Annotated in this window: 8 protein-coding genes and 3 pseudogenes; 5 read left to right on the forward strand and 6 right to left on the reverse strand. The window is 57.5% G+C overall.

Annotated features, from left to right (window positions below; all coding sequences use genetic code 11):
* Positions 1–88: 88 nt before the first annotated feature.
* The 3 genes from ACMGE0_RS32010 to ACMGE0_RS32020 all read right to left on the reverse strand — a co-directional run bounded on the left by ACMGE0_RS32010 (position 89) and on the right by ACMGE0_RS32020 (position 3,995).
* A complete protein-coding gene (locus ACMGE0_RS32010) occupies positions 89–898 on the reverse strand; it encodes a shikimate dehydrogenase family protein (RefSeq protein ID WP_436819911.1) in 810 nt (269 codons plus the stop codon).
* Positions 892–2,865, reverse strand: coding sequence for an FG-GAP repeat domain-containing protein (locus tag ACMGE0_RS32015; protein ID WP_436819912.1), 1,974 nt, complete (start codon positions 2,863–2,865; stop codon positions 892–894). Before ACMGE0_RS32015 ends, ACMGE0_RS32010 begins: the two co-directional genes overlap by 7 nt.
* Before the next feature lie 305 nt (positions 2,866–3,170).
* Positions 3,171–3,995: an IclR family transcriptional regulator gene (locus tag ACMGE0_RS32020; RefSeq protein ID WP_436819913.1), complete on the reverse strand. Its 825-nt coding sequence runs from the start codon at positions 3,993–3,995 to the stop codon at positions 3,171–3,173.
* Positions 3,996–4,336: 341 nt separating this feature from the next.
* On the opposite strand from ACMGE0_RS32020, the gene ACMGE0_RS32025 reads away from it, so the two are divergent.
* Together ACMGE0_RS32025 and ACMGE0_RS32030 are read left to right on the forward strand one after the other, a co-directional pair.
* Complete coding sequence (locus ACMGE0_RS32025) at positions 4,337–5,212, forward strand: ribokinase (RefSeq protein WP_436819914.1); 876 nt, start codon at positions 4,337–4,339, stop codon at positions 5,210–5,212.
* Positions 5,213–5,435: 223 nt separating this feature from the next.
* Positions 5,436–5,807, forward strand: coding sequence for a hypothetical protein (locus ACMGE0_RS32030; protein WP_436819915.1), 372 nt, complete (start codon positions 5,436–5,438; stop codon positions 5,805–5,807).
* 156 nt (positions 5,808–5,963) lie between these two features.
* Here the strand turns inward: ACMGE0_RS32030 and ACMGE0_RS32035 are convergent, their stop codons facing one another.
* Positions 5,964–6,296 carry a hypothetical protein gene (locus ACMGE0_RS32035; protein ID WP_436819916.1) on the reverse strand — a complete coding sequence of 111 codons (333 nt, stop codon included), beginning with the start codon at positions 6,294–6,296 and terminating at the stop codon, positions 5,964–5,966.
* 969 nt (positions 6,297–7,265) lie between these two features.
* Complete coding sequence (locus ACMGE0_RS32040; protein ID WP_436819917.1) at positions 7,266–8,168, reverse strand: aldo/keto reductase; 903 nt, start codon at positions 8,166–8,168, stop codon at positions 7,266–7,268.
* Positions 8,169–8,240: 72 nt separating this feature from the next.
* On the opposite strand from ACMGE0_RS32040, the gene ACMGE0_RS32045 reads away from it, so the two are divergent.
* On the forward strand, positions 8,241–8,867 hold the full coding sequence (locus ACMGE0_RS32045; RefSeq protein ID WP_436819918.1) for a TetR/AcrR family transcriptional regulator: 627 nt from the start codon (positions 8,241–8,243) through the stop codon (positions 8,865–8,867).
* Here the strand turns inward: ACMGE0_RS32045 and ACMGE0_RS32050 are convergent.
* Positions 8,864–9,175 (reverse strand): annotated as a pseudogene (locus ACMGE0_RS32050) (CopG family transcriptional regulator); the annotation flags it as partial. The gene ACMGE0_RS32045 and the pseudogene ACMGE0_RS32050 sit on opposite strands and share 4 nt — an antisense overlap.
* A 144-nt stretch (positions 9,176–9,319) precedes the next feature.
* Here ACMGE0_RS32050 and ACMGE0_RS32055 point away from each other — a divergent pair.
* Positions 9,320–9,604 (forward strand): annotated as a pseudogene (locus tag ACMGE0_RS32055) (DUF1403 family protein); the annotation flags it as partial.
* 75 nt (positions 9,605–9,679) lie between these two features.
* A pseudogene (locus ACMGE0_RS32060) lies at positions 9,680–10,089 on the forward strand (IS66 family transposase); the annotation flags it as partial.
* Positions 10,090–10,162 lie beyond the last annotated feature (73 nt).

The following is a 10,162-nucleotide window of genomic DNA, read 5'->3' on the forward strand; positions in this document are numbered from 1 at the left end:
CACCTTGCGATCAGCCTGGAGGACCGCTTGCAAGACAAATGTTTCTGGCAGCCGAGTATATTGCTCGCGCGGTAGAACTAAGCATTAGCTAAGCCCAAAGCTCACATATATGGTCGACAGTGAGGTCGGCTTGTCCGGTGATCATGTGCATGCCGGAATGGGTTTCGACACCCTTTGCGGCGGCCAGCGCGAGAATCTTGGTGGTTTCGGGCTGGGCAATGACTTCAGCGAGTGTCATCCCGGGTTGCAGAAGATCCGGATTGAGCGGTAGAGCGTCAGTTTCTTGAAGACCGAGTGACGTGGCATTGACGACGAGCTGCCCTGCTACCGGCTCCGCCTTACCTGCCTTGACAACCGTTCTTCCAAAATCTGAATTCACGACCTGCGCCAGAGCTTCGGCTTTGTCAAAAGTTCGATTCGACACCGCAATGCTGTTGGCACCCGCCTCAACGAGTGCAAACGCTATAGCGACCGATGCGCCACCGGCTCCGATGATGAGAGCATCGCGACCCTCTATCGCAATCCCTTTCGATTGGAGCCCACGCACAAAGCCTTTGCCATCGAACTGATAGCCTCGAAAGCTACCGTCGCGTTCACGCCGGACGAAATTGACCGCGCCGACCCGGGCGGCCACTGGATCGAGACTGTCGCAAAGATCGATCGCCGTCTGTTTATGAGGTAAGGTGATGCCGAACCCCACGAGGTTCGGAATTGCTTTCAGACCGGCCCATATTGTAGCCAGGTCCTTTGCGGGAACATGGAGCGGGACAGATACGATATCTGCCCCGCGTGCCGCAAAAAGAGGATTGACCGCCGCTGGCGACTTGGCCTGGGCGATTGGATCGCCGATGATGCCAATCAGCCTAGTCGTGCCTCGAATGTTGACACTACTTACCACGACAGTTCCTCGCGCTTGAGCCAGACAATGCTGCCGTCCTCGATCCCGACGACGATATCGAGACTTCCGCGGCTGGCCCAGTCGACAACTTCCGGGGAGGCGACATGCATCGCCATCTGAATGGTCTCGTCGCGGTGCTTAATCGGGACGGGCAATGCAAAGCGCGGCTCTTCCGGTGTTCCGACATTACGCGAATAGAACAGGCCCGCCTGCTTCGTCGTATTGCGTGGCGCACCGGTCTTCGGATCGGGGGGCACGCAGGCGCGCGCATGGGTGCCGAAGATGAGATCCGTGCGACCTGTGCCCTCCCAATCGCAGAAGCACAGCTTTACGCGACCGCGCCCGCCGCCGACATCGACGGTAAAGCGCATCACGTCGCCGTCTTCCCAACGCAGAAAACGTTTGTCGACGAGTTCTGTGTCGGACGCCTTCCTCCAATCGCTGAGGACTCCGTCCTCGTCCAATGCGACATAGTGAAGTTGATTGTCCTTGAGCCAGTCGACGACAGCCGGTCGAACCCGCCAGACCGTCTTCAACGGCTTACCCTTGAAGGTTAGGAACTCCTCCTCGCCGAAACGTGGCGGAAGGACCTTTTCGCCGGTGTTGCGGAACAGCCGGTGACGGCCCGTGACGTCGCTGACCAAAATGTCCATGCTTCCATTGCCGGTCCAATCGGCAAGGGTCGGGCAGGAATAGCCGAACATCTTCTCTGATGGTCCCTGGATCGAACCAGTCAGACCGGCCGCAAGTCGGATCGGTGCGTCGCCACCCTTGAGCATCACTTCCTTGTCGAGATAGATCGTGCCGTCTTTTTCCCGGCTCTGGTAGAAGAGCAGTTCGCCGGTACTGTTGCCGACAACCAGGTCGTAGTGGCCGTCGCCGCTGAAGTCGCAAGCTGCCGGGCATGGCAGGATGCCGGCATGGATCAGAGGCTTCGTAGTTTCGATTCGGCCACGTTGTTCGAAACGAGGAAGACCGTCCTCGCCAGTGCCGACGTTCTTGAGGAAGCTGATATAACCGTCCTCTGCGCCGTAAAGGATATCCTCGCGGCCGTCGCCATCCCAATCGACGACGCAGGGGAGATGGATACAGTGTTCGAGTTCGAGAACCTTGTCGTCTACACTGCGGATCAGGCTGGTCGGCTCGAAGGTTCCGTCTTCGCGCTGTCGGGCAATATGCAGGATATTCCAGAACTCGCCTGCAATCATGTGTTGCTGTTTAGTCCCGAACTTGCCGAATGCAGGTGCCAGCTGCCCATAGACCTCAAGCGGCGTTTCGCCGGCGATGAGGGCATGACCCTTTTCCAGCACGGGAGCTGCGAGCGTACCTTTGTTCTTGAATGCGTATAGGAAACCTCGTAGCGGCCCGCCAAGCCAACGGCCGGCGTCGTCATATCCGCGATACCCTTCGTCATTCCATTCCAGACCATTTGGCCAATAGTCATTCCAATAGTCACTGCCGACAATCAATTCAGCCACGCCGTCGCCGTCGATGTCGTGGAACCGGGCCATATGGAAATATTCGTTTTCCTTGACCCAATCGGCATCAAGATCAAGGCGGACAGGATTCCCGAATTCAGGCGCGCCTTTCTTACCAACGTTGGGGAACACATAAATCTGTTTGCGCAGGCGTGACGCGGACACAAGGTGGAAAATATCCCCATCCTTGATGGCCGTCACGTAACCGCGGACCCCTTCGACCAGCTCTTCTTCACCAAGAATAGGGGTGCCGTCAGGATTAGACCCGATTTGGCGGCGCAGGAAGACGCGACCGTCATAGCAAGCGTCCCATGCCGAAATTAGCAGGTCCTTCGTACCTGTACCGCTCCAATCTACGATCTCGACACAAGTGATGATCCGGCCTGCGACAGCTGCCGTCTTGACCTCCGGATGGTATTTCAATCCCTCAGAGCCGTAGTCCGGACCGTGCCAAACAGTGGCGTCGTCCTCCCATCGAGTCACGCTCATCGCAAACCCTCTCTACGTACAGATTTAAATGGAAATGAGTTCTAAAACGAAATCGGCTTTCAAATCTACAAAAAAATGATTGTAGCCCTTCATCCAGACATTAGCCGCGTATGATCGCACGTGCCTAGACCTTCAGCTCGCTACGCGAGCTCCCCACCAGTCGATTACTTATTCTCTTGCAGGCCAAGCATCGCGGTGCGGAACCTCCTTTGCGTCGGCATTCGATGTCGGCAAGCCAGTGGCCGCAGGTTTAAACCTTCGAAGGTGCGCGAACCCCGAGATAGTGCTATGAAATGCAGAACCGGCTACCGCACCGCCCCCGTAGCAACAATCAATGGCGTCATAGTTCGCTGACGAACACGCAGGGGCCAGATATCGCTCAGTTCCGCCGCAGCCTTATTCAGGGACCGGACTAGATCGGGCCACCGATCTTCCGTTATGCGAACGAGAGGCCCTGCAACGGAAATCGTTCCAGCTACCGGAGCTTCAGTGTCAGAACTTGCCCGAAACGGCACCGCAACCGCTGCGGTACCAGCCTCTCCCTCTTCGACGGAGGTTGCGAATCCCCGTTCTCGAGTTTCTTTCAGCCGAACTCTTAGTTCGTCGATCGATCGAGCGGAATTAGGACCAAGCTTTCGTTTAGCGGTAAAGCCGCGAGAATAGACGAGTTCCAGCGCCTGTTCTTCCGGCAAAGTGGAAAGCCATGCCTTCCCATTCGCCGTTGCGTGGAGAACGATTTCTTGTCCCATGTCCGGATCATATCGGAGGCCGGTTGTTGCACCTTGTGCACGTGCCACCCATACCAAATCCCGACCTTCCAGAATTGCGAGACGACAATATTCTTGCGTTTCCGCAGCCAACCGATTCAGAACGGACTGGACCACGTCAGGTACATTCCGCGCATCAAGATTCCGGAACGCTAAGGCGCTCAATCGAAGAGAAAGGGCGTATTTCTGACTTGCGGCATCTTGAGTCACCCACCCGTGGGTTATCAGCGTCGTCAACAGACGATGGACCGCGCTCGCCGGCATATCGAGACGTCCGGCAAGGTCGGACAACTCGATTGATCCTGCTTCTCCAGCCAGCACTTCCAAAAGCGTGAGGCATCGTGATACGGCTGCGACGGTCAATCCTCAAATCTCCCTTTGATGCAAACTAGAAGGTTTGTTTCCAATATGAAATAGGCTTCCATAACGATCCCCATTTGTTGTTGGCGCCATCAAGTCTCGGTTTGTTGCTCCCGGCCACGCCTCCGTGGCACGTTTGGAATTGCTTCTCTAAGCTTGATAGAAATAGAAATGGATTCTAAAAGAAAAATCATTTCTGATTACGTGCGGTGCGCATTAGAGCGAGACTGAGGGAATTGTCGCGGTGATGTTAGCTTCAATTGCCAACGAAAATCACATCCATCGCGCATGGCCAAGGGACCACTTTGGCGCCGCCGGCGAGCAGCAAGCTGGGGGTTGTTAGTATGATCGTCACGTTCGGATCCATAAATGTTGACCTGATCTACTTGGTCAAGGAGATACCTCAGGCGGGTCAGACTGTCTTGGCACGGGGATCGCGAACGGAGGCTGGAGGGAAGGGGGCTAACCAAGCGGTGGCAGCTGCGCGAGATGGCGCAAGCGTCGTCATGACGGGGGCGGTGGGTAACGACGCCATGGCCCCTATCGCCCTTCAGAATTTGGAAGGCGAGGTCGACCTCAGCCGCGTGGTCCGATCGAAGGAGCCTACCGGCTCCGCCGCGATAATCATCGATGCTGATGGGCGCAATATGATCGCAGTCGCAGCAGGCGCCAACCTGATAGCCCAATCCGATGGCGTTGAAGATGAGCTGCTTCGGAAAGCAAGTTATGTCCTGATGCAGATGGAGAACGACGCTGTTCAGATTGAAAATCTAATCAGACGGGTTTCCAATTATCCCGCAAAATCGATTCTCAACCTCGCACCGCCCTACCGGCTGGATCGCGACCTACTGTCTCTCGTCGATATCGTAATCGTCAACGAAGACGAGGCCGAAGCTCTTTCCGGTTGGCTTGGTTGCGAGCCGAGCGCGAGATCGTTGTCAGCGACTCTCAATACCGGGGTCCTGCGCACCATGGGAGGAGAGGGAGCCGAAGCTTTCATCGACGGCCAGGAGGTAAAGGTACCGGCAGTTCGCGTCGATGCCGTGGATACGACCGCAGCTGGTGATTGTTTTGTAGGCGTTCTCGCGTCGGCTCTCGATCGAGGCCTTTCGCTCGACGCGGCGATGCGACGAGCCGCAAAGGCCGCTGCGATTGCCTGCTCGCGTCCGGGAAGCCAGTCGAGCATTCCTCACAACGATGAGACAGATAGTTGGACCTGAGAAAAGCCAAGGGCAAATCCCTGCGTGAACCCCATCCGGATTGACCGAGGACACAACGACAACAGACGACCTGCAATGAGCTATCCAGCATTTATCTCGGCGGCGTCCATTCTCTTACTGAGTTCCGGCCCGACCAATACGCTGATGGGGTTGGCATCGGCGCGCACCAGTTTTTTGGCTCGTTCTGAGACTACTCCCCGCCGAACTGCTCGGTTACCTCACTATGATCTTGCCCCTTACATGGCTTGGGGGAGAGCTGATCAGCCGTTGGCCGGAAACCGCTCTGGTGTTGAAGGCCGCAGCGGCGATTTGGGTTATGTATCTCGCAATAAAGCTCTGGGCGGCGGGAAGCAATGATGTCATGGACCGCAGCGTGACCGCTCGACGCATATTTGTGACGACGACGCTCAACCCCAAGGCCCTTGTGTTCCGACTTGCTCTTCTACCTCCGCCGATCGCGCCGGACTTCCTGCCAAAGCTTACGATCTTCGTTGCCTTGGCGAGCATCGTTGCCGTGATTTGGGGTTTGATCGGCAGGTTGACGCAGGTCTGGAGTGAACCCCTGGAGCTGGACCACGGGATACGGAAAAACTGATATGCTCTGCGGGCCTCAATCGGAGAAGGCTCATGAAATCCAGAGGTCCATATCGGCGGCACTCCACGCCATTCAAATTGCAGCTGTGCCAAGATATCCGAAACGGCGTCATTGGACGGCGCGATGCGCAGCGCACCTACGGCGTTTCGGCTAACCTCATCCAGTTGTGGGCTGACGCAGTTCGATCGGAGCGAATTGAACGATGAAGAGGCCGAAGCCAGCGTCATTGCCGAGTATGAGGCGCAAATCGCGGCGCTGGAACGCAAGGTCGGCCAACTCACGATGGAGCTGGACCTCGTTAAAAAAAACACCGCGCCAGCCGATCGCCGACGGCAACGAGAAATCCTCCATCGTCACCGGCCCGCGGCCTGCTCCATCAGACGGGGGTGCAAAATGATCGATCTCCCAAGAAGCACGTTCTGCTACCGATCCACGGCACGGCCTTTGCATCTCGACGATGCTGAACTCGCGGTTGGCGATATTGTTCATCAACAACGACGACATCGACGATGGTGTGATCGATCACCCAAAGGGCGTTCGGTTTGGCTACTAAAAGCTGACCAAGGCTCGGTGTCGAAGCGGCTTCGATCTCGCGCTCCCCGCGTTTGCGGGCCGCTGTAATTGGGATCAGTTCCGAGACTCTCCGCTGCACAGTGCTACGGTGAGGAGGTGATAGCCCCTCGGTGAGGCAGACTTCTCCAATGCACCGCAGCAGCGCCGCAAAGCTCGGCTTTTCCTTTTTGAGCCAGAAGCCTTCCACATTCTTTTCGCGCCTCTGCGACCACCTCAGCAGTCACCTTTCCGCTGCTACGGCGCAAAAAATCTCGAAGAAATTCTTCCGGACTGTCGTCGCCGGTGGCTTCATTTTCGGGGGCTTCGAGGGACGAATTCATGCGGCGACATTACGGTCGATCAACCGGTCGATCAATCCCGTTTTGAGCGTAACAAACACCCGCCAGACTCTCATTTGAAGTGTAAAGCGTTACACTTTAGTCTCACACAAATTATTGAAAATACTCAATGCACGCGTCCCAGTTTCAAACATAAATCGACACGTGTCGGAGAGCCCCTCGGAGAGGCAGTCGATCTAGAGCCGCCCGTGGGGGTTGAGCATCACCTCGACGATCGCGGGGGTCTTCCAGAAACTGGGCGATCGCCGGGCCCGAGGGCCGTGCGCAAAATGCGCGCGCCGCGAGGAATTGCCTCCGATTTCTGGTGAGTGGCCACCACGTCGTCCCCATTCTCTTGCGGGCCGCGAAAAGCGGCCCTGGATCGGGGATGAGTAGAAGAGGCAAAATTTAGGGGCATTACAACAACCGAAATATGGTCGTCGTACCGTGGCGTACAGAGACACGGGAACGGCGGTTCTGTAGGTTATTTCATTCGAGCCACGCGAGTTCAGCGTCGGGCCTTGGAGCTACGGCGGTCGCCAAAGGCACGGCGCATTGGATTGAGCCCTTAGACGGCGATACGATCGAACTCCGCCATCATCTCGGCACTTAAACTGATTGATACCGAGCCAAGATTTTCCCGAAGATGATCGGGATTTGCAGTCCCCGGGATAAGGAAAATATTGGCCGCGCGAGCAACGAGCCATGCCAATCCTACTTGAGATGGAGTTACGCCCAATTCCGCCGCAACCTTGATAACCACAGGCTGTTCCGTGACCTTCGGCAAGCCCGGCCGAGCACCTCCGAGTGGGAAAAATGGAATCCAAGCTATGCCCTGATCGGCGCAGAATGACAGGAGTTCCTCATCCTGGCGGCTGACAAGACTATAGGCGTTCTGAACGCAGGCGATGCCGGCAGGAGCGGCCCTGCGAAGCTCCACAAGATCGACTCCGCTGAGGCCGATCGCGCCGATCTTCCCCACGTTTCGCATTTCGGTCATCGCCGCTATCTGGTCGTCAAAGTCGACGATCTGATCGCCTTCGACCGACAAGCCGTGGCCATTCTTTGCGCGACGCAAGTACACGACGGAAAGTTGTTCTACCCCAAGACTGGCGAGTTCTGCATCGACGCTCGCACGAAGCTGTTCGGGTCGTTGGGCTAGTCGGATCGGTATGGGTTTGGTATCCGGGCTGGGGTCGGCTCCTATCTTGGTGGCCACCAAAACCTTTGCGTCCGGCTGCACGGCCCGACGGATCGCCTCGTTTACAAACCCATTGCCATAGAAGCGGGCGGTATCGATGTGATCAACACCGAGATCCACCGCCAACCGAAGCAAGGAAACGGCACGATCAGAATCGTTCGTGAGATCGCGAAGCTGCATCGCCCCATAACCGATGCGGCTAATTTCGCGGCTGGCAAGCATACCCGTTGGGTTACTTGCTATCGAAGCACGCTTGTTTCGGTCTGACATCTCGAGTTTTCCGTGTTAGGAAGGAAACGGAGCTGGCTCCGGTTAATTCGACGTAAACGGAAAACCCTCCACTTGTCAAAGCCGATCAAAATGCGCGCCGATGCAGCACGAAACCGCGAACGCCTGATCACCATCGCAAAAGCGCGATTTGCCGCGGGCGATACAGACGTTAAATACGATGTGCTTGCACGGGAGAGTGGTGTCGGGATTGGTACTCTTTATCGACATTTCCCGACCCGCCATGCCTTGGTGGAGGCGGTATACGAAGCCGAGATGGATGCCCTCGACAGCGAAGCAGACGCGTTGTTCCTCCGCCACCAGCCTCTTCAGGCGATGCGGATGTGGATGGATCGCTATGCCGCATTCGTCACGACCAAGCATGCAATGATGGATGCATTGCGGGCTGCAGTCATGGCCAACGGCCGCCCTGAACCGCAGACCAGGAGCAGGATCCACGCGCAGATCGCACGGTTTGTTGATGCCGGTGTCCAGGGTCGGACGATCCGAGAAGATGCCGATTCCGAGAACATCTCGCTTGCGATGGCGGGGATCGTGCTTGCTGCGACTACGTTCCAGGCTCCAGAACGCTTGCATGCAATGCTGGACGTCCTAATCGATGGGATCGAACGTCGTCCATCCGAAGCTGAGCCAGCGCCAGCAGAAGACGCGGAGCGCAGTGCTATCGAGCAAAGGTTTTAGTCGGCCCGCTCAGCGTTGATGTCCTCCGAAATTTCCTGTCTGAGCTTCTGCCCGTTTGCGAGCCGACGCCCCAGAGCCGCGACGAAGGCGTCGTATCGCTCGCCGGCCTTTGCCCTAGCGGCCCGAGCGGCGCGTTCGGGACGCGCCGGTGTCGTCGTCAGCCAGAATCGGACAAAGATGGCCAGCGTCTCGACGGAGATACCGACGTCGCGCTCCATGCGGGTTATGCGCCGACCGATCTGGTCGAGCCGCTTGGTGATGGCGGCTTCTTAGCGCTCGGCTGCGTCGGGCGACAGGAAGGGTGCAATGCTGAGCAACTGTCGGGCCGTCTCCGAGCGCGACACCATCATGTGGCCGAGCCAGCGTGACGGCTGGTGACCGGCATAGTTCTTCATCGCCTGCATCTCGGTCGCGGTGCCGAGCGCGTCCGACACGCGCTTGCCGTCCGGTTGATGGGGCGGAACGAGGACGAAAAGGCGCTGCGCGACGCCGTGCTGCTCACCGCGTCCGGCGACGATCCCGGACCCGCGGGAAAGGTGTTTCTGGGTTACAAAAGTCTGATCGGTCGCAAACCCGGTATTTCCTCAAAAACCGTCGCGGAATTGGTCGATCTGTTCGGGCTAGCCTGTGACAATGGGTTGACCGCCGCGGTCGACTACGCCGATGCCGCGCTGCAGTCCGGCCGGCTGGCGCCCTTCGCCGCCGCGAATCTCGTTTCGGCGATCTCCGGCGACCGCCCGGATGCCGAATCGCTGGCCTGGGCGCTTGGCGACGTGCTGATCGCCGCCAATGTTGAAATGGGAGCGTTCCGTACCGGCTCCTCGGAGGCGCTGTCGATCCTTGCCAGGACGGCCGAGATCTATCGTATCGAAGCGAGGATCCAAGGCGAGAATGACGATACCCGGCTGAGGGTGCGGCGTCACGAAGCAGCGCCCATCACGAGAGAACTGAAGGCCCAGCCCACCGACCTGATTGACGAGGTGTCGGCAAAATCGGCGCTTGGCAAGGCCGTCACTACACGCTCAACCACTGGAACGGACTGGCAGCCTTCCTGGAGGATGGCCCGATCAAAGTGGACTCCAATATGGTCGAGCGTTCGATGGAATCCGTGGCCCTGACGAGGAAGAATTCGTTGTTCGTGGGCAACGAGCGCGGTGGCAAGCCCCTCGCGGTCCTGGCATCGCTCGTCAACACTTGTAAACTGAATGGTGTGGACCCTGAGAGCCCGTCCGAGAATAGGGTTGAGTGATCGGGCTGATGATGATTCCAAGAAGGTGTCTGAAGCCTGAATGGAA

The sequence above is a fragment of the Neorhizobium descurainiae genome (assembly GCF_051400715.1).
Classification (GTDB): Bacteria; Pseudomonadota; Alphaproteobacteria; order Rhizobiales; family Rhizobiaceae; genus Neorhizobium.

Bases quoted from the DNA above. Each gene is read 5' to 3' on its own strand.
- ACMGE0_RS32015 (WP_436819912.1), bottom strand. From the start codon at position 2,865: ATGAGCGTGACTCGATGGGAGGACGACGCCACTGTTTGGCACGGTCCG.
- ACMGE0_RS32025 (WP_436819914.1), top strand. From the start codon at position 4,337: ATGATCGTCACGTTCGGATCCATAAATGTTGACCTGATCTACTTGGTC.
- ACMGE0_RS32030 (WP_436819915.1), top strand. From the start codon at position 5,436: ATGATCTTGCCCCTTACATGGCTTGGGGGAGAGCTGATCAGCCGTTGG.
- ACMGE0_RS32035 (WP_436819916.1), bottom strand. From the start codon at position 6,296: ATGAACAATATCGCCAACCGCGAGTTCAGCATCGTCGAGATGCAAAGG.
- ACMGE0_RS32040 (WP_436819917.1), bottom strand. From the start codon at position 8,168: ATGTCAGACCGAAACAAGCGTGCTTCGATAGCAAGTAACCCAACGGGT.